Here is an 18,768-nt window from a genome sequence, read left to right on the forward strand (position 1 = left end):
CGGCGTCGCCGACCTCGCGCCGGAATCACCGCCTCCACCTTGGCGAACCCGTCTGCGACGAACCGGTCAACGTCAAGGATTATCACATTTTGGGACGATATCGGCGCTGTCCACCGATTTTCGCGGCTCCTCGCGCGGCGTCCCTCAGGCTCAGCGGGCGCTCAGCGGGGGCTCAGCGGTCGCGGCGGCGACGGAACCTGCCGCTCACTCCGCCGAACAGCGCCAGGCCCTTGATCACGACAACCGGTGCCGTCGGGTCGACGTCCGGGCTGTTGTGCACGTCGTAGCCGCCGAAGACGCCGACGCCCTGGCAGCGCACCTCGACCCCCTCCGGGAGGATGATCTCGGCCCCGCCGAAGATGGCGTTGATCGTGATCTCGACCTCTTTCGCCTCGAACTCGGCTTCGGTCAGGTCGAACCGCACGCCGCCGAAGACGGCCAGCGCCTTGGTCTGCCGTCGTACCCGCCAGCGGCCCCTGCGGTCGGCGCCGCCGAAGACGGCGATGATGTTGTCGGGCTCGGTGCTCGCGTTCGGCGCGTAGGACACCGGGCTCGCGGCCGGTCGCTGCCGCTCCACCTGGAGGTCGTGGGTGAGGACCTCGAGCTCTCCCACGGTCTTGGCCTGGTAGAGGCTGTCGAGCCGCTCGGAGTACTCCTCGTGGCTCAGCTGGCCCGTGCTCAGGGCTTCCCCGAGCAGGGCGGCGACCTGGTCCCTGTTGCTGTCCGAGGCGCGCAGGTGGGACGTCGGGGAGTCCCGGCGCTGGGGGGGATTTTCCATGCTGGTCACGATAGTTCTCATTCGACCCGACAGGGAGTTCGTCCCGCTTCGAAATGTTCCTGTAGCCGGTCGTCGAGGAACCGGGTGATGCCGTGGATGCGGTCGCCGCTCAGCGTGAGCACGATGACCCCGGTGGGTCCGCCGTCGAGGGAGCAGGTGAACGCCGGTTGACCGTTGGCGCGGGTGGGTCCCAACTCGAGGCGTCGACCCACCCGCCACGCGGCGCTCGCCCGCAGGAACGAGGCGATCGCCGCCACACCGTGGTATTCGTGCGGTGCGGGCGGCATGGACAGCCACGCGTCGTCGGTGAGCAGGGCGACCAGAGCGTCGATGTCGTCGCCGGTGAAGGCCTCGGCGAAGCGGCGGACCAGATGCCGCTCCTGCGCCGACCCCTGCGCCGGTGGCTCGGCACGGCGATGGCCGAGCGAGGCCCGTGCCCGCTGCAGCAGACCCTTGACGGCGGTCGAGCTGGTGCCGAGCATCGGCGCGACCTCGCTCAGCGGATAGCCGAGCACGTCGCAGAGCACCAGGACCGCGGCCTGCCGCGGCGGGATCCGCTGGAGCGCGGCGACGAAGGCCAGCTCGACCGCCTCCCGTGCCGTGTAGCGCGCCTCGGGGCCGGGGGCGGCGTCCGGCACGAACTCGAGCAGGGCGTCCGGGTATGGCTGCAGCCACCGTACGTCGCCGTGGCGGCTGGGCTCGGGCGGCTGGAACGGCGGGCTGGGCGCGGGCGGCATCCGCCTGCCGCGGTCGCGTAGAGCGTTGAGGCACCGGTTGGTGGCGATGCGGTAGAGCCACGACCGCGACGACGCACGGCCCTGGAAGCCGTCCAGGCCACGCCAGGCCGCCAGCAATGTCTCCTGCAGCACGTCTTCCGCGTCGGTCAGCGAGCCCAGCAGGCGATAGCAGTGCAGCAGCAGCTCCTGCCGGTACGCCGTGAGTTCTTCGAACGCGATTTCCGCCACGACCGTTCCGTTCCGCGGGTCTTCGGTGTCGTACAAGGCAGCACCGTGAAGGAGACATGATGACCAGCTCAGCATTGCAGATCGCGCTCGCCTACCACCGCGCGTGGACCGGCGGGGACCTCGACCTCGCGACCGGCTACATCGCCGACGACGTCGTGCTCGACGCCCCGGCGGGACGGCTCGTCGGGATCCAGGCGTACCGGGACTTCCTGGCGCCTTTCGCCGAACGGTTCCTCGTCAGGGCGGAGATGATCGCGGCGTTCGGTGACGACGACAAGGCCCTGATGATGTACGACGCGGAGACGATCCCGGCGAAGAGCGCGCCCGCGGCCGAATGCGTCACGGTCCGCGACGGGAAGATCGTCTACAACCGGTTCGTCTTCGACCGCACGCCGTTCGACGAGTTCCGCCGCCGGCAGGCCCAGGCCGGCGCCGTTCAGGGCTAGTGCCAACGCAGGTGATTCCGCCGATTACCCGGCCGGGTGGGGCGGGCGACACTGTGCCTCCCCGACATTCGTCTCACGGAGGTAACCCGTGCGCGTACCCGTCCGGTCCCCCCGGCGGCGGATCACCGCCGCGGCGCTGGGGGCGGCGCTCGCCGCCGCCCTCCTCGGCGCCCCGCCGGCCGCCCAGGCCGCGGCAGCGAGCCCTGCCATCAGCGTCCCGGCCGCCGGCGACCACGGCTTCCCGTTCCTCGCCGCGGCGGAGGACCTCGGCTCGTTCGGCTTCACGGAGAGCGAGTACTTCATCGAGGGCACCGCCACCTCCTACGCCAAGTCCGGCATCTGGACCTCGGACGGCCGGTGGAACGTCCGGGCGGCCGGCCGCGCCGCGTACAAGACCCGGCTCCTGGTCCGCCGGCCCGCCGACCCGGCGAGGTTCAACGGAACGGTCGTGGTCGAATGGCTCAACGTCAGCGGCCAGATCGACCTGTCCCCGGACTACTGGTTCGAACGCGACGAACTGCTGCGCAAGGGCTACGCGTGGGTGGGCGTCTCGGCGCAGGAGGTCGGCGTCAACGGCGGCCTCGGCGAGATCAGCGGTCTCAAGGGCTGGGACCCGGCGCGGTACGGCAGCCTCGTCCACCCCGGCGACGCCTACGCGTACGACATCTTCTCCCAGGCCGGGCAGGCGCTGCGCACGCCGAACGGGCCCGATCCGCTCGGCGGCCTGCACGTCACGACGCTGCTCGCCGACGGCGAGTCGCAGTCGGCCGGCTTCATGACGACGTATGTCAACGCGGTGCAGCCCGTGTCGAAGGTCTACGACGGCTTCATGATCCACAGCAACGGCGCGGTCGGCGCCCCGATCAGCGGCAGCCTGATCGACGTGCTGGCGATGCCGAACCCGAGCAGGATCCGTACGGACCTGCCGGTGCCGACGTTCGTCGTGCTCACCGAGACCGACGTCCCGACGGCGTTCGCGGCCCGGCAGCCGGACACCGACCGGGTGGTGCACTGGGAGCTGGCCGGTACGGCCCACGGCGACCAGTGGGCGTACGACCTCGGTGACCCGACGGTGCAGAAGTCGGCGGGCTCCGCCGCGCCGCGGGCCGACTGCGCCGCCGGGTCGGCGCCGTTCAACGACGGACCCGGCCACTACTCCATGAACGCCGCGTTGCGTCACCTGGCCGCCTGGGCGAGGGGCGGGCCCCGGCCGCCGAGCGGGGCGTTGCTGCACCCCGAGCTGCGCGACCCGGCGACGGGCCTGGCCGCAGGCGGCGTCCGGCTCCCCGACGTGGCGGTGCCGACCCGCACGCTCACGGGGGAGCGGGACACCAGCGGCAGTGGCGTCTTCTGCGGCCTCTACGGCGCCCGCGACCCGTGGAACGGCGACGCCGACCCGTGGGACCGGCACAACCTGGGCGACCCGTCCGACCCGTTCCTGCCGCGTACGGCCGAGCCTGTGCTGGCCCGGCTCTACCCGACGCACGCCGACTACGTGAGCAAGGTGCGGGCGGCCGCGCAGGCGTCGGTGAGCGCCGGATACCTCCTGCCGGAGGACGCGACCACGATCGTCACCGCCGCGGAGAACTCCGGCATCGGCGGCTGACGCGATCACCGGGGCAACGCCCCTTCTCTCGACGGACGAAGGCCCCTTCCCACCCCGGGAAGGGGCCCTCGCCCGTCGGCTGCCCGCTTCCGCCGGACTCCCTTCAGGCGACGGCGGCGGGAGCCCAGAGACCGTCGATCTCCTGCTCCGCCGCCGCGAGGCTCTTGTCGGCCAGCGGGATCAGCTCGGTCATCGACGGTGTGACGTAGGCGAGGGTGAGCTCGGCCGTGATGAAGCGCGGCTGCAGGCCCGTCATGGACAGACCGTGCGGCAGCCACGGCGCGGCATGGTCCCACCCCTCGCGAGGCGTCCCCGTCCCATAGCCGCCGCCGCGACTCGCGAGGACCAGGAAGTCACGCCCTCCCAGCAGGCCCTCGCCCGTCGCGGGGTCGTACGACAGTCCGGGGGCGATGAGGTGGTCGACCCAGGACTTGACGGCGCTGGGCGCCCCGAAGTTGTAGAGCGGCAGCCCGAGCACGATCGTGTCTGCCTGCCTCACCTCGCCGACCAACTGTTCCGTCAACCTCCACGAGGCCGCCTGGGCCGCGGTGTGCTGCTCCCGCGGGACCATCCGGGCCAGGCCACTGTCCTGGTCGAGATGCGGGAGCGGGGTGCTGCCCAGGTCGCGGTAGGCGACGGTGCCCCCGGGATGCGTGGCGCGCCAGGCGGCGACGGCCCTCGCGGTGAGCTTGCGGCTGACGGAACGCTCGCCCTGGATGCTCGCGTCGATGTGCAGCAGATGGGACATTTCCTCGCCTTCCACAGATGGTTTGTGCTGCATCAATGATTAGCCCCCCATCTATCGCAGGTCAAGTCGGCTAGAGTTGGACCATGGCGTCCCTGCCCGTCGTCAACCAGCCGGTGCACCGGTGCGGCGCGCTGCTCGAACACCTCGCGCGCCGTCTGCGTCTACGTTCCGAGTCGGTGCTCGCGCCGCTCGGCCTGCGTCCCCGCCACCTCGTCGCCCTCACGGTGCTGCGGGACCGCGGCGGCAGCACCCAGCAGGCGCTCGCGAGCACGCTGGAGATGGACGGGACCAACGTCGTCGGGCTGCTCAACGACCTGGAGGCCGAGAAACTGATCGAGCGGCGGCGGTCGCCGGAGGATCGCCGCAGGCACCTCGTCGAACTCACCGAAGCCGGCGCGAAGCGGCTCGCGAAGGCCGAGTTCGCGCTGGCGGCGGTCGAGGACGAGGTGCTCGGTGCGCTCGACCACGACCAGCGTGAGACTCTCTACGGCCTGCTCCAGCAGGTGGCCGGCGGCAGCGCGGAGGCCTGCGCCGAAGTGGCCGCCTGCGACGAAGTCCCACCCTGCTGAGGGCGGCGGGGCCGCCTGCCTCCAGCAAAAGATCGCAAGATCTGGAAGTACGTACTAATCTATGTTCTTACTATGAAGGACGTAGATACCTATGAGAACGATCCGGACGGCTTCCTTTACGACCCGCGAGCCAGGGCGGCGATGGCGTGGATCGCCGGTGACGACGGTGATCTGCCCGCGTTCGAGGCGAGCGCGGCCGTCCGCACCGCCTGTCACGCCGTCGAGCGCCTCCGCTCCCACGGCTCCGAGGGCAGAGGAGTCAGCGCGGGCGCTCTCGACCTGCTGATCCGGCTCGCCGCGAGCGAGCGGGGGATCAGCATCGGCGAGCTCGCCCGGGCCGCCGGGGTCAGCTCCCGCAACGTCACCGGCCTGGTGGACACCCTCGAACGCGACGGGCTGGTCCGCCGGGTCCCGGACCCGGGTGACCGGCGTTCGGTCCTCGCCGAGATCACCCCGGCCGGCCGGGCGTGGATCGACGACTTCCGCAAGCCGTCGAGGCTCGCGATGAAGGCGCTGTTCCAGGGGTTCACGCCCGAAGAACTGGTCGTGCTGCGCGACCTGTGCCTGCGCCTGGCCGCCAACCAGCAGCGCCTCTCCGCCCACCTCCGTCAGATCGGATCCCAGCCGTGAACGTCACGCAGGAACAGACGCGCCGCGCCGTACGCGGGTATCACGAGGCCCGTTTCCGCGGGGACGCGACCGCCGCCGCGGCACATCTGGGGGAGCCCTTCCGGTTCCAGAGCCCGTTCTTCAGTTCCGACGACCGGGCCGGGCATCTGGCGACGTTGCCGGGGTTCGTGTCGATCGTGACCGGGGTGGACCTCATCAGCGAGCTGTACGGCGAAGCCGAGGCGACGCTCGTGTACGACGTGCACACCGCGACGCCGGCCGGCACGCAGCGCACGGCCGAGCACTTCCGCCTGGACGACGGCAAGATCGTCTCGATCATGCTGGTGTTCGACGCGTCGCCCTGGCAGCCGATGAGAGCGGAGATCGAGCCGGATCTCGGGCGTTGACCACGTCTGTCCGGGTGAACCCGCGGGGCCCCGGGCACGAAGGACCCCGCGGGAGTAGGGGGTCAGCCGTTGACCTCCAGGGCCACGCGTACGGCCGACTCCAGCGCGCCCTCGATCCAGGAGTGCTTCAGCGAGGTGTGCTCGCCGGCGAAGTGCAGCGGGCCCTCGGGGACGGCGATGGCGGGGTGGACCTCGGTCATCTGGCCGGGCGTGAAGACCGCTGCCTCGCCGAAGGCGTAGCGGTTGCGCATCCAGCTCTGGGTCTGGCCGTGGCCGGTGTAGAACTCCGCGACGCGGTCTCCGTGCACCTCCTGGAGCCCGCGCAGCGCGTAGCCGTACCGTTCCTCGTCGTCCATCGAGTCCCAGCGGGTCGCGTCGTCGGCCCACGAGTAGCTGGCCAGCACGACGCCGCCGTCGCTGCCCGGCACGGGGTGCGAGGGGAAGTAGATGAACCGGTTGGCGTTGTCGCAGACCGACCCGCCGCCCATCGTGTGCGCCACCGGCCCGGGGCGGTAGCGGCCGCCGAGCTCGCGCTTCCAGTCCTCCTCGGTGAACTCCCACCAGCGCCTGCGGAACTCCAGCAGCACCTTCGTGGCGGAGTCGTAGTGCAGTTCCATGATCGAGCGGCGCTTGCGGTAGGACAGGGCCGGCGCGATCTCGACGTGGCGCAGCGCGGAGAACGGGACCGTGATGATCGCCACGTCTCCCTCGAACGTCTCCCGCGGCGTCTGCCGGGTGAACTCCGACTCCGTGCTGCCCGCCTCGCTGACCGTCGAGATGCGCACGCGGCGTCCGGACGTCTCGATCCGTACGGCCCTGCGGTCCATGCGGATCTCGTCGCGCAGGCCCGGCTCCAGCGCGTACGGCAGCTCCCTGCTGCCGCCGGTCATCTCCCAGTAGGTCACGGCCGGGTTGACGAGGCTGCGGGTGAGGAACGTGTGCATGAACGACAGCGGCAGCCGGGAGGTGAGGTTCTCCAGCGTGCCGATGGCGTCGATCGCCTCGTCGCCGAGCTTCGCGTGCTCCTTGAGGTAGGCGTACATCGAGTAGCCGTCGAAGTCGTACAGCAGCCGGGCCCAGCCCTCGATCTGCTCGGGCAGCGGCTTGTCGATCCGCTTGTCGCCCCTGCGTACGGAGAAGTAGTCCCTCGCCGGGTCCAGGGCGGCGTCGAGGATCTCGGCCGCGGTCCGGTCGTCCCCGAGGCCGAACGACGCGTTGATCCTGCGCGGATCCCTCGCGTACTCGTCGCGCCGCTGGGTGATGCCGTTGACGTGGATGAACGTGTGGTTCACGCGCGGGGGCGCCGTGAAGGCGCCCTTGGACGGGCCGGAACGCCACTCCTGCCCTGTGTATGAGGTGTAGACGACCGGCGGCACCGGTCCGCGGGGGACGGCGCCGGGCGGCACGTCGACGTTGTAGAAGGGCCGGCGCGTGATCCCCAGCTTGTCGATGAGCGCCAGCGTCAGCGGGTGGAAGTCCGGGATGCGCATGGCCCCCGCTTCGGCGTACTGCCGCCTGTCCCGGAAGCCTGTACGGAAGGTCTTGATCCGGCCGCCGATCCGGTTGCCGTTGGCCTCGATGACGGTCACGTGGTGCCCGGCCCGCTTCAGCAGCGTCGCCGCCACCAGGCCGGAGATCCCGGCCCCGACGATCAGGACCTTCTTGGGCGTGCGGGTCCTGGGCAGGCCGTTGTCGATGAGCACCTGCAGGTATCGGTGCTTGAGGTCGTTGCCGTCCTTGTCGACGAGCAGGTGGTCGCGCGCCACCTGAAGACAGGTCTGCCAGCGCTCTCCCGCGTACGGCGCGCGCGCCGCCGAGGCGGGGGCCGTGCCCAGGGACGGACTCATGACCGATCCCACCGCGCCCAGCCCGGCCAGCTTGGCGAATCCCCGACGGTCGATTGAGACCACGAACTCCTCCTCCGCGAGTCGATTACGGAGAGTGAGTTTCGGGGTCAAGGTCATGCGACGGCACGCGACGCGCCGGGGTCGGGCAACTGGTGTCCCAGGCAATGGTCAAGACGAGGGCGTGTCGTCCAGCATTCGCTCCCAGAACACCTCGTCATGCCATGCGCCGTCGAGGAAGATGTGGGCGTGGGCGACCCCCCAGGGGCGGAAGCCGTTGGCGCGCAGCACCCGCTGCGAGGCCAGGTTGTCCATCCGGGTGTGCGCCTCCGCGCGGTGCAGCCCGAGCTCCTCGGTCATCACGGTGAGTATCTGACTCACCGCCCGGGTCGCGTGCCCCCGGCCGTCGAAGGCCGAGGCGACCCAGTAGCCCAGGAAGCCCTTACGGAAAGGACCGCGCAGGATCGTGCTCACGGTCACCTGACCGACGACCTCTCGGCCCGCGAGGATGACCGCCGGCCAGCGCTCGCCCCGGTCGTGCTCGGCGAGCAGCGCCTCGATGCGCCGGCGCTGCCCGGCCGCCGTGTAGAACTCGTCCGGCTGGGCCGGTTCCCAGGCGGCGTACGCCCGCCTGTCGCGGGCGCGGTGCGCCGCGATCACCTCGGCGTCCTCCACCCGGATGAGCCGGATCGTGGTGTCCTCGTCCGCCATGCGGCCCTCTCCTCCGCTCGTGTACCGTCCGCGCTGCCGGGCGATCGTATCCCTGCCGGTGTCGTCCGGTGGGCCGGGAAAGTCACGGCTGGACCGGTTCAAGCCGTCTCTCTAGCATTGGCCCGTGCGGCTGAACGTCCTCGGTCCAATGGAACTCGTCGTGGCCGGGCAGGCCGTACCAGCCGGGCCGCCCAAGCAGCGAGCGCTCCTGGCCCTCCTCGTGATGAACGCCGACCGGGTGCTCCCGGCGGACGTGCTGGCCGACCGGCTCTGGGGCGGCAGCCCGCCCGCGAGCGCCCAGGGCAGCCTTCAGGTGTACGTCTCCAACCTGCGCCGCCGCCTGGAACCCGGCCGGAAGGCGGGGGCGCCGGCCACGGTCCTGGTCAGCGCGGCGGACGGGTACGGCCTGATGACCGGCGAGATCGGCCTCGACACGCGGGACTTCGACGCGCTCGTGTCCACGGGGTCGGGACACCTGGACGAGGGACGGCACGAGCAGGCGGCTGCCGTGCTCACCGAGGCGCTCGCCCTGTGGCGGGGCGACGCGTACGCCGACGCGCGGTCCGAGGAGTGGGCGCGGCCGGAGATCGCCCGACTGGAGCAGCTCCGGCTCGACGCGGTCGAAGGGCTGGCGGGGGCACTGCTGGAGCTGGGGCGCCACACGGACGTGGTCGCGCGGCTCGAACCGTTCGTGCACGATCACCCGCTGCGGGAGCGGGCCTGGGAACTGCTCGCGCTGGCGCACTATCGGTCGGGCCGTCAGGCGGCGGCGCTGGAGTGCCTGCGCAGGGTGCGCGAGGTGCTGGCGGGCGAGCTGGGCATCGATCCGGGGCCCCGGCTGCGCGAGCTGGAGACCGCCGTGCTGCGCCAGGACGCCGCGCTGACCGCGGCGGCGAGACCCGCCGCGCCGCCCCCACGACGGCCCGGCCCCGGACGACGCGCGGACGACGGGCCGTTCGTGGGACGTGAGAGCGCGCTGGAGTTCCTGGCCGGCGCCATGAAGGCGGCGTCCACGGCCCGGCAGGTCGTGCTCGTGGACGGCGAGCCGGGTGTCGGCAAGACCAGCCTGCTCAGGAGGTTCCGCGCGACCGCCGGCGTCCCGGTGGGATGGGGGTCGAGCCCCGACCACGAGACGGCGCCTGCCCTGTGGCCGTGGGAGCAGGTGCTGCGCGACCTCGCGGACGCGGCACCCGGCGCCGTCCTGCCCGAGGAGGTCCGCACGTTCCTGTCGGGCGGGGTGGAGGCGATCCCGGCGTACGACGCGCAGGGAGCGCGGCTGCGGTTCTTCGAGGCGGTCGGGACGTTCCTGGCCGATCTCGGCCCGGTGGCCGTCGTCCTGGAGGACGTCCACGCGGCCGACGACGCGACGCTGCGCCTGCTGGTCCACGTCGCGTCCACCGCGCGGCCGGGCCTGCTTGTCGTGGCCAGTTTCCGGCGGCACGAGGCGTCGGTGCTGACCGCCACCCTGTCGGCGCTGTCCCGGCTCGGCGCGCGCAGGCTGGGGCTCGACGGGCTCGCGACCGAGGAGGTGCGCGCGCTGGTGCGGGAGCTGTCCGGCCGCGACCCGGGCAGCCGGAAGGCCGGGGAACTGCGCGGCCGCACCGGGGGGAATCCGTTCTTCCTCGCCGAGCTGGCCCGGGCGGGCGAGGAGCTGCCGCAGGGCGTGCTCGACGTCGTGCTGCACCGGGTGGCCCGGCTGGGGGAGGAGACGGCCGCCCTGCTGGAGCTGGCCGCGGTCGCGGGCGACGAGTTCGAGGCGCGGGTCATGGCCGACGTCGCCGGGCGCGACCTGGGCGACCTGGTGCCGTCGCTGGACGCGGCGCTGGCGGCCGGTCTGATCCGCGAGTCGGGCGCCAGGCTGGGTGGGTACGTGTTCGCCCACGCCCTGGTGACCGACGCGTTGCTGTCGCGCCGCTCCCGCCTCTGGCGGGCGGGCGTGCACGCACGGCTGGCCGGCGTGCTCACCCGCGCGTACGGCGATCGGGACGACCAGGCGGCGACCATCGCGCGGCACTGGCTGGCCGCGGCCGAGCTGGGCCCGGAGCCGGCCCGCATGGCGATGGACTATGCCGCCCGTGCCGCGCGTGCGGCCATGCGCAGGCACGCGCTCGACGACGCGGCCACCTCATGGCAGGAGGCGCTGGCGGCGGCCGAGCTCGCCGGAGCGGAGGCGGCCGAGCGGTTCGAGCTCGCGGTCGGCCTGGCGGACAGCCGCTACGCCGCCGGGCGGTACGACGAGGGCTACGAGGCGATCGAACAGGCGCTGGCCCTCGCCGGAGACGACCTGGAGCGGGCCGTCAGGGCCGCCGACATCGCGATGGGGCACGGTGTCTGGGTCCCCTTCCGGCATGGCCTGGACGTGCGCGTCCTGCGGGAGTCGATGGACCGCGCCGTGCGCGAGCTGCCGCGAAACACCCCCGCCTGGGCGTCCGCGCAGGCCGTGCGGGCCGTCGTGCTGGCCCAGAACGGCGGCGAGGACCAGGTCGATCGGGTCTCGTCGCAGGCCGTGGCGGCGGCGGAGCGACTGGGCGACTCCATGCTGCTGCGACGTGTGCTGCACCTGCGGTTGCTCGCCATGCAGGGGCAGGACTTCATCGACCAGCTGGCCGAGACCTCGCGGCGCCTGCTGGCGGAGCCGGATCTGTCGTCCCAGTTGCAGGTGATCGCACAGCTCCACCTCGTCGCTCATCTCGTCGAGTACGGCCGGGTGGCGGAGGCGCGTGAGTTGCTGACGGAGACCGACGCGCTGCTGCGCGGCCTGCACAACCCGACGCTGGCGCTGCAGGCGGCGATCGCGCACGTGGGGCTCGACCTGTTCCAGGGCGTGCCGGAGCCGACCCGCCACTTCGAGCCCGTCAGGGCGACGCTGTCCTTCTCCGAGCTCGCGTACTTCGAGGTGGGCATGCTCGCCGTGCGGGCCGAGACGCTCCTGCAGGAGGACCGCCTCGGCGCGGAGGTGGAATGGATCGAGGAGATGTTCCGGCGTACGGGCCTGGCGGGGCTCGCCTACGTCCTGGCGTACGCGCTGGCGGACCTGGGTGAGCGTGAGCGTGCTCTGCGGCTGCTGCGTGAGACCCCTTCCCCGCCGCGCGACTACCAGTGGGCGATGGCCACCATGTGCCGGCTGCACGCGGCGATCCGGCTCGGCGAGCTGGACGTCGTGCGGGAGGTCTACGACGCGTTCCGTCCCTTCGCCGGCCTGCTGCACGTGAACGGCACCTGCACCACCGTCGACGGGGCGTACGACGGCCACCTGGGCGAGGCGCTGCTGGCGCTGGGGGACCGTGCGGGAGCGCGGGTCCATCTGCGGGAGGCGGTGCGCGTCCTGGAGGAGGCGGGCGCGGGCTACTGGCTGTCAAGGGCCCGACAAGCCCTCGACAAGTCCTCATAAGGGCAGGAAACGCACGCTGTTCCCCACACACGTGAGGGAGCAAATGATCACACAAGAACACCTCGCCGGCTTCCTGCTGATGCACGCCGGCTTCCGGGCGGAGTTCGGCCGCCTCGCCGAGGCGTGCCGCGCCCCCCGGGACCGCGAACACGAGGAACTCCTGGAGGAGCAGCTCGCGCTCCTGCTGGAGATGCTCCACGCCCACCACACCCACGAGGACACCACGCTGTGGCCCACGCTCGTCGCCCACGCCCCCGAGGCGGGGGACGCACTGGCCGAGCTGGAGTCCGAGCACGCCGTGCTCGACCCGCTCGTGGCGGTCGCCGCCGACCGCGCGGCGCCCCTGCCGGAGCGCGTTCCCGCTCTGCGGCGGCTGCACGAGCTGGTCAACGAGCACCTCGACCACGAGGAGCGCACGGCCGTCCCGCTGATGCTGCGGCACCTCACACCCGACGACATCGAGGCGGACAGGCGCAAGGCGATGGCCGACTTCGGCCGCCGCGTCCCGATCGTCTTCGGGTGGCTCGTCTCCAGCGCCGACCCCGCCCTGCTCACGGCCGCGTTCGCGGACCTGCCGGTCGTGGCCCGGCTGATGTTCCGCCTGTTCTGGTGGCCCGCCTACCAGCGGCGGTTCGCCCGGCTGTACGGCGCGTCCATCTCTCTGCCCGCACCCCTGGAGTCATGATGACCACCCTGACCACCTGGCCGCGCGAGGCCGCCGAGCTGTTCGACCGCGCCATCGTCTGCGAGTACGCCTCGCTCACCCGGGACGGACGGCCCGTCACCTGGCCCGTCACGCCGTACGTCGGCGCGGGCGGCACGCTCGACGTGAGCACCGGCCTCACCTATCCCGACAAGGCGGAGCGGGCCCGCCGCGACCCGCGCGTCGCGCTGCTGTACTCCTCCGCCGAAGGCAGCGGCCTCGACCGGCCCCCCGTCGTCCTCGTGCAGGGCCGGGCCGCCGTACGCGACGCCGATCTGCAGGCCAACACCGACAGGTACGTCCGGGACTCCCTGGCCAAGGCGGGCTCCGGGTTCGCCGGGACGCCGTGGTTCCTGACGAAGCGGCTGGGGTGGTACTTCGCCCGCATCTATGTGGAGGTGACCCCGGAGCGGATCGTCTGGTGGCCCGAGGGCGACCTGTCCGGGACACCGGAGGTGTGGACCCGGCCCGGTGAGGCGGCCGCGCCCGTCTCCGACCCCGCTCCGAACGGCCCCCGGCTGCCGAGCCGGTCCGTCGCGCCGGCGGACTGGCGGCCCTTCGCCGGCCGCGCGGCCCGCCTGGGCGAGCCCGTCGTCACCATGGTCGACGCCGGCGGCATGCCGCTGGCCGTGCGCACCCGCTCGGCCGTACGCACCGAGGCGGGGTTCGACCTGCTGCTGCCCGCGGGCGTCGAAGCCGTCGCGGGGCCGGTGTGCCTCACCTTCCATCGGCACGGCCCGGGCTTGGAGTGGCAGGAGAACGTGGTGCTCGTCGGCACCGCGACGGGGCAGGGCGACCGGCTGAGCGTACGGGTCGAGCGGGCCCTGAACGACTGGAGCCTCGCCGGGAGCAGCCGCGAGCGGTTCCGGTCGTTCCTCGGACAGGGCAGTCTGCTCAGGAAGCGCTTGAAGGCCGAGGCCGGGCGCCGCGGCCAGCCCGTCCCCGCCGTCCGCCGCCCCCGCACCTGATCTACGTACGGCAGCATGGTGAGGTGGCAGAAGGATCGCAGCTGTGGCGTAACCGGGATTTCTCCGTGTTCTGGGCGTCCCAGACGCTGTCGGTCGCGGGGGACTCGTTCGCCCTCATCGCCGTTCCCCTGCTCGTGCTGCACGTCACCGGGTCGGTCGCGCAGATGGGCCTGCTGACCGGCCTGGCGACCGCCGCGTCGGTGGCGGCGGGGGTCTTCGCCGGGGTCCTGGTCGACCGGCTCGACCGCAGGCACCTGCTGATCTGGTGCGATGTGGCGAGGATGGCGCTGTACGGCATCGTCCCGGTCGCCTGGGCCTTCGGGCCGAAGGTCTGGCTGCTCTACGTGGTCCTGCCGCTCAGTGAGGCGATCGGGATGGTCTTCCAGGTCGCGTACGTCACGGCGGTGCGGGGCCTGGTCGACGCGGACCGGATCACCGAGGCCAACGGCCGGCTGGGCGCCACCGCCGCCGCGGCGGGGGTCGGCGGGCCGCTGCTGGCCGGGGTGGTGGCGGGCTGGTTCGGCCCCACGGCCGCCATCGCGATCAACGCGGCCAGCTTCGGGGTCTCCGCGCTGGGCGTCCTGCTGATCCGGCTCAAGCGGCAGCCGGCGCCCTCGCCCTCGCCGGAGGAAGCGCGGGGGCCCTGGCACGAGCTGCTCGCCGGGGCCCGCTTCCTGTGGCGGCAGCCGGTGCTGCGTGCCCTGACCGTCCTGCTGTCGTTCTTCATCTTCCTGACCCTCGGGCTGACCGACGTGCTGATCTATCACCTCAAGCACGACCTCGGCCAGTCCGACGGCGCCGTGGGGGTGGTGCTCGCGGTCGCCGCGCTGGGCACCGTCGCCGGCTCGCTCCTCGTCGGTCCCGTACGCCGCAGGCTGGGGTTCGGCGCCTCCTGGATCGGGGCGATCGCGGTCGCCGGGCTCGCCGTCATGGGGCTCGGCGTGTCCACCGGTGTCCCCGTCGCCGGGGCGACGGCCGCCGCCTACCTCGCCTGCGTCAGCGTGGCCGGGATCTGCTCGATGTCGCTGCGCCAGCAGGTCACCCCCGACCACCTGCTGGGCAGGGTCACCTCGGCCTTCTGGACGATCCACTTCTCGCTGGGCCCGGCGGGGGCGGCCGTGCTGACCTGGGGCGCGCAGCGCCACGGGGTCGAGGTGGTCTGCCTGCTGGCCGGGGTGGCCTGCCTGCTGATCGCGGTCGCCGCGTTCTTCACGCCCATCCGCCAGCAGAACCCGGAGCTGTCCGGCGCCACCGGCTGACGGCTCACGTCCCGCGGCCCGGCCCGGACGGCTCCCAGTCGACAAGGCGGCGGACCAGGTCCACCGCGCCCGCCAGCGTCTCCCGCTCGGCGGGGGACAGCGTGTCCTCGATCGCCTCGGCGAGCCAGTCGGCCCGCCGGGCGCGCACCTGTTCCAGGGCGTCGAGCCCGGCGGCGGTCAGCGAGACGGGGGCCTTGCGGCCGTCGACGGGATGCGTGCCGCGCTCGGCGAGCCCCTGGTCGATCAGCTGGCCGACGGTGCGGGCCATCGACTGCGGGCGCACCCGCCGGGCGGCGGCCAGTTCGCTGGTGGTCATCGGGCCCTGCCGGCCGAGCAGGCCGATCACCGCGATGATCCCGGGGGGCATCGGGTCGTCCTCGCGCACCCGCCTGACCAGGTGCCCGACCACGAGCCGCAGCTCGGCGGCGACCTCGGACGCGTCCCTCATGGGCTCAGCGTAGCCGAGATGCACAGCCTTGCTGGCAATCTATACAGCATGGCTGTACAGTTCGGCTGTCTATCTTCGAAGGAGCTCACATGCCCGTCACGCTGCTCGACGACCGTACGGCCGTCGTCCTGATCGACCTGCAGAAGGGGATCACCGCTCTGCCCACCGCGCATCCGGCGGCCGAGGTCGTCGCCAACGCCGCCCGGCTCGCGGGGGCCGCCCGCGAGCGGGGCCTTCCGGTCGTGCGGGTGCGGGTAGCGTTCTCCCCCGACGGCGGTGACGTGCTGCGGGCCCGGACGGACGCGCCCGGGCCCGCGATCGCACCCGCGCCGGACTTCGCCGAGTATGACGAGCGCGTGCCGGACGGGCCGACCGACATCGCGATCACCAAGCGGGGGTGGGACGCCTTCCACGGCACCGAGCTCGACCTGCAACTGCGCCGCCGGAAGATCACGGGAATCGTGCTGGCGGGGATCTCCACCAGCATCGGCGTGGAGTCCACCGCGCGCGGCGCCCGGGAGCGGGGCTACGAGATCGCGGTGGCCTCCGACGCGGTCACCGACCTGGTCGCCTCGGCCCACGAGAACGCTCTCGGGGTGATCCTGCCGCGGATCGCGCAGATCGACACGACCGAGTCGATCCTCGCCGCCTTCGCCTGATCCGCCCAGCGCGGAGCGCCGAAAGACTCAGCGCGGAGCGCGCCGAAAGACTCAGCGGGCCGGGCCGAAGGCGGAGGCCAGGGCCGTACGCAGGGTGTCGCGCTCCTTCGCGTCCGGGTTGGGGGAGTCCGACGCCCAGGCCACGTAGCAGTCCGGGCGCAGCAGTAGCGCGGTGGGGAGGCCTTCCCGGCCCGTCTTCGCGGTGACGAGGTCCACGCGGTCGCGCCGGCCGTCGAGGGCCCCGGCGAGCGCGGCGTCCGGCGTCAGGTCGATGAGCAGCGGCCGGGCGGTCCTGGTCAGCTCGGCCAGCCGTACGGAGCCGGTCTCCGTCTCCAGCACCAGGTCGGGGGCGGGGCGCCCGGCGAGGGGGTGGGTTCCCTCGAGGTCATATCTGATGTCCGCCCCGGACATCATGTCCGCGATGTGCTTGGTGGTCCGCCCGTCGCGCAGCAACTCGGTGAACAGCACGCGCAGCGCCGTGACCTCAGGCCCGGGGGCGATGAGCGCCGACTGCGCCTGTGTGTGCATGACCACGCGTTCGGCCGCCGGGCGCCGCTCGGTCTCGTACGTGTCGAGCAGGCCGGGCGGGGCCCAGCCGTGGATCTCGGCGGCCAGCTTCCAGCCCAGGTTGACCGCGTCCTGGAGGCCCAGGTTGAGGCCGGGGCCGCCGATCGCGCTGTGGACGTGCGCGGCGTCGCCAAGCAGCAACACCCGGCCGTCCCTGAAGCGCTCGGCGAGGCGGGTGTTGCCGCCGCTCAGGCGGCGCAACTGGTGCGGGCCAGGGCCCTCGGGCGGGCCGATCGGCAGGTCGACGCCGAGCACGCGGCGCACGCTCTCCCTCAGCTCGTCCAGGCTCATCGGCTGGTCGCCGGCGTCCTGGTTCCACTCGGTGGCGTTCACCAGCGTTCCGGTGGGGAACGGCGCGTACACGAACATGCCGTGGTCGGTGCGGTGGTGCATGAACGGGGGGATCGGTCCGTAGCCGGGCACGTTCAGCCCGCCGGTGACCGGGTCGATCAGCTCGGCGGGCACGGTGACGTGCGCGCTGCGGGAGACCGAGTCGTCCCTGGTCACCCCGGGAAAGCCGATACCGCACAGCTTGCGGGTGACGCTGTGCCCGCCGTCCGCGCCGACGAGGTGGCGGGTTCGCAGCCGATAGGGCCCCTCGGGCCCGGCGATCTCCGCGGTGACGCCGTCCTCGTCCTGCGAGAGCCCGGTCAGCTCGTGTCCCCGGCGGATCTCCACGCCGAGTTCGAGGGCGCGCTCCTCCAGCACCTGCTCGATCCGGCGCTGCGGCACCTGCAGGCCGTACATCGGATTGTCGTCGAGCCTGCTCAGGTCGAGGGGCATCGCGCCGAACACGAAGGCAGGGGCTGGCCGGGGCGGCTCGGAGCTGCCGCTCAGTCGTTCGTACAGGCCGCGCCGGTCGAGGGCGCGTACGACCTGGCCGACCAGTCCGTTGGCCCGGTTCTCCTCCGTACGCCCGGGCAGGCGGTCCAGCACGATCGGCCGCACTCCGGCCAGGCTCAGCTCGCAGGCGAGCATCAGCCCGTTCGGTCCGGCTCCGGCGATCACGACGTCGGCGGTCATGGCGGTCCTCCTTGGGGATTCGGCGGTCATGGCGAATGGAAGGCGTGGCGGGTGGAAGGCATGGCGGGTGGAAGGCATGGCGAATTCGCGGCATGGCGAATGACGGGACGGCGCGGGTGCTTACCGCGCCTCGTGTCAGGGCGTGAAAGGCCGAGCGGCGTGCCGGCGTGGCACGTCACATCGCGAGTTCGGGAACGCCCCCGCGGGGGCGTCCATCCGTCAGGGCTCGGGCAGTCCGGCGGAGAGCCGGTCGAGCGCGTCCTCGATGAGCGGTCTGACGGGCACCGGCGGGTCGGCCCGCAACCACTGGTCCATCGCCACCCTGATCGCTGCCCCTGCCGCGCCCGCCACCAGGCGCGGGTAGAGGTCGCGGGCGACGTCGGTGCCGGTCCGCTCGGCGATGGCCGCGGCCAGCTCGTCCTCGGCGATGGCGTTGGCCTTGAGCATCTCGCCCTGCAGCGAGGGCTCGCTGACCATGAGCCGGATGCCGGCCTGCCACTGCTGGTCCGGCTGCCTGGCGTCGTAGCTCGCGCCCATCGCGAGCTGGGTGACTACGGCGATCTTGATGGCCTCCCACAGGGGCTCCGACGCCGGACGGCGGCGCAGCTCCTGTGCGATCAGGCGGGCGCGGTCGAGGTGCCTGGCGGCGATCGCCTCGCCCTTGCTGGAGAAGTAGTTGTTGAAGGTCCGCGGAGCCACGCGCGCCTCCGCGGCGATGTCCTCCACGCGTACGTTCTCCAGCCCGCGCTCCACGGCGAGCCGGATCGCCGCCCAGCTCAGCGCGATGCGCGTCTCCTGCTTCTTGCGCTCGCGCAGCCCCGGGCGCTCGCCTTCCCTGCTCACATGGACCACCATACAACTACTTGCGTGCCACGCAAAGATGCGTGAGCCGTAAATTTGCGTGAGGCGCACTTTATTTGTGCGCCGGGCGGCCGGGGGGTCTAGGGCGCGTATCGGGTTGTGATCAATCCTTGGGATTTGCCGTTGTGGCCGGGTCTGATCCGGTAGGTCCTCGTGTGTGACGCGGGCCCAGTTGACGGACGAAGAGTGGGAGTTCATCAAGCCGT

General features: G+C 72.4%; 18 protein-coding genes. 10 read left to right on the forward strand and 8 right to left on the reverse strand.

What is annotated here, in order from left to right; all coding sequences use genetic code 11:
- Positions 1-172 precede the first annotated feature (172 nt).
- Positions 173-778, reverse strand: a complete 606-nt coding sequence (locus FH610_RS39985) for a DUF1707 SHOCT-like domain-containing protein (protein WP_139580445.1) — start codon at positions 776-778, stop codon at positions 173-175.
- Between the two features lie 17 nt (positions 779-795).
- Positions 796-1,743, reverse strand: a complete 948-nt coding sequence (locus tag FH610_RS39990) for an RNA polymerase subunit sigma-70 (protein ID WP_240809475.1) — start codon at positions 1,741-1,743, stop codon at positions 796-798.
- Between the two features lie 59 nt (positions 1,744-1,802).
- On the opposite strand from FH610_RS39990, the gene FH610_RS39995 reads away from it, so the two are divergent.
- Both FH610_RS39995 and FH610_RS40000 read left to right on the forward strand, forming a co-directional pair.
- Positions 1,803-2,189: a nuclear transport factor 2 family protein gene (locus FH610_RS39995; RefSeq protein WP_139580447.1), complete on the forward strand. Its 387-nt coding sequence runs from the start codon at positions 1,803-1,805 to the stop codon at positions 2,187-2,189.
- Between the two features lie 88 nt (positions 2,190-2,277).
- Positions 2,278-3,795 (forward strand): alpha/beta hydrolase domain-containing protein, encoded by a 1,518-nt coding sequence (locus tag FH610_RS40000; protein WP_139580448.1) that lies wholly within the window; start codon positions 2,278-2,280, stop codon positions 3,793-3,795.
- A 103-nt stretch (positions 3,796-3,898) separates the two neighbouring features.
- Here FH610_RS40000 and FH610_RS40005 read toward each other — a convergent pair whose 3' ends face one another.
- Positions 3,899-4,543 (reverse strand): FMN-dependent NADH-azoreductase, encoded by a 645-nt coding sequence (locus FH610_RS40005; RefSeq protein WP_139580449.1) that lies wholly within the window; start codon positions 4,541-4,543, stop codon positions 3,899-3,901.
- 83 nt (positions 4,544-4,626) lie between these two features.
- On the opposite strand from FH610_RS40005, the gene FH610_RS40010 reads away from it, so the two are divergent.
- From FH610_RS40010 to FH610_RS40020, 3 genes are all read left to right on the forward strand, one after another.
- The gene (locus tag FH610_RS40010) at positions 4,627-5,112 is read left to right on the forward strand and encodes a MarR family winged helix-turn-helix transcriptional regulator (RefSeq protein WP_139580450.1); all 486 of its coding nucleotides are present in this window, start codon (positions 4,627-4,629) and stop codon (positions 5,110-5,112) included.
- A gap of 72 nt (positions 5,113-5,184) precedes the next feature.
- Positions 5,185-5,742, forward strand: coding sequence for a MarR family winged helix-turn-helix transcriptional regulator (locus FH610_RS40015; protein ID WP_139580451.1), 558 nt, complete (start codon positions 5,185-5,187; stop codon positions 5,740-5,742).
- Positions 5,739-6,128 (forward strand): nuclear transport factor 2-like protein, encoded by a 390-nt coding sequence (locus FH610_RS40020; RefSeq protein ID WP_139580452.1) that lies wholly within the window; start codon positions 5,739-5,741, stop codon positions 6,126-6,128. The genes FH610_RS40015 and FH610_RS40020 overlap by 4 nt, the downstream gene beginning before the upstream one ends.
- Before the next feature lie 62 nt (positions 6,129-6,190).
- On the opposite strand, the gene FH610_RS40025 is transcribed toward FH610_RS40020, so the two are convergent.
- Both FH610_RS40025 and FH610_RS40030 read right to left on the reverse strand, forming a co-directional pair.
- Entirely contained in the window at positions 6,191-8,038 is a 1,848-nt protein-coding gene (locus FH610_RS40025; RefSeq protein WP_276607739.1) for a flavin monoamine oxidase family protein, read from the reverse strand.
- Between the two features lie 105 nt (positions 8,039-8,143).
- Positions 8,144-8,683 carry a GNAT family N-acetyltransferase gene (locus tag FH610_RS40030; RefSeq protein WP_139580453.1) on the reverse strand — a complete coding sequence of 180 codons (540 nt, stop codon included), beginning with the start codon at positions 8,681-8,683 and terminating at the stop codon, positions 8,144-8,146.
- Between the two features lie 124 nt (positions 8,684-8,807).
- Between FH610_RS40030 and FH610_RS40035 the strand changes: the two genes are divergently transcribed.
- The 4 genes from FH610_RS40035 to FH610_RS40050 are packed head-to-tail and all read left to right on the forward strand — an operon-like array spanning position 8,808 to position 15,004.
- Entirely contained in the window at positions 8,808-12,074 is a 3,267-nt protein-coding gene (locus FH610_RS40035) for an ATP-binding protein (RefSeq protein ID WP_139580454.1), read from the forward strand.
- Positions 12,075-12,117: 43 nt separating this feature from the next.
- Complete coding sequence (locus tag FH610_RS40040; protein WP_139580455.1) at positions 12,118-12,759, forward strand: hemerythrin domain-containing protein; 642 nt, start codon at positions 12,118-12,120, stop codon at positions 12,757-12,759.
- Positions 12,756-13,745 carry a pyridoxamine 5'-phosphate oxidase family protein gene (locus FH610_RS40045; protein WP_139580456.1) on the forward strand — a complete coding sequence of 330 codons (990 nt, stop codon included), beginning with the start codon at positions 12,756-12,758 and terminating at the stop codon, positions 13,743-13,745. Before FH610_RS40040 ends, FH610_RS40045 begins: the two co-directional genes overlap by 4 nt.
- Before the next feature lie 23 nt (positions 13,746-13,768).
- Positions 13,769-15,004, forward strand: coding sequence for an MFS transporter (locus tag FH610_RS40050; RefSeq protein WP_205826393.1), 1,236 nt, complete (start codon positions 13,769-13,771; stop codon positions 15,002-15,004).
- A gap of 4 nt (positions 15,005-15,008) precedes the next feature.
- On the opposite strand, the gene FH610_RS40055 is transcribed toward FH610_RS40050, so the two are convergent.
- Positions 15,009-15,452: a MarR family winged helix-turn-helix transcriptional regulator gene (locus tag FH610_RS40055; protein WP_139580457.1), complete on the reverse strand. Its 444-nt coding sequence runs from the start codon at positions 15,450-15,452 to the stop codon at positions 15,009-15,011.
- A gap of 89 nt (positions 15,453-15,541) precedes the next feature.
- Here FH610_RS40055 and FH610_RS40060 point away from each other — a divergent pair, with 89 nt between their 5' ends.
- Positions 15,542-16,111 carry an isochorismatase family protein gene (locus tag FH610_RS40060; RefSeq protein ID WP_139580458.1) on the forward strand — a complete coding sequence of 190 codons (570 nt, stop codon included), beginning with the start codon at positions 15,542-15,544 and terminating at the stop codon, positions 16,109-16,111.
- A gap of 51 nt (positions 16,112-16,162) precedes the next feature.
- Here the strand turns inward: FH610_RS40060 and FH610_RS40065 are convergent, their stop codons facing one another.
- Together FH610_RS40065 and FH610_RS40070 are read right to left on the reverse strand one after the other, a co-directional pair.
- Positions 16,163-17,701: an FAD-dependent monooxygenase gene (locus FH610_RS40065; protein ID WP_139580459.1), complete on the reverse strand. Its 1,539-nt coding sequence runs from the start codon at positions 17,699-17,701 to the stop codon at positions 16,163-16,165.
- Between the two features lie 219 nt (positions 17,702-17,920).
- On the reverse strand, positions 17,921-18,544 hold the full coding sequence (locus FH610_RS40070) for an acyl-CoA-like ligand-binding transcription factor (protein ID WP_240809476.1): 624 nt from the start codon (positions 18,542-18,544) through the stop codon (positions 17,921-17,923).
- Between the last annotated feature and the right edge of the window lie 224 nt (positions 18,545-18,768).

The sequence above is a fragment of the Microbispora catharanthi genome, assembly GCF_006334915.2.
Taxonomy (GTDB): Bacteria; Actinomycetota; Actinomycetes; order Streptosporangiales; family Streptosporangiaceae; genus Microbispora; species Microbispora catharanthi.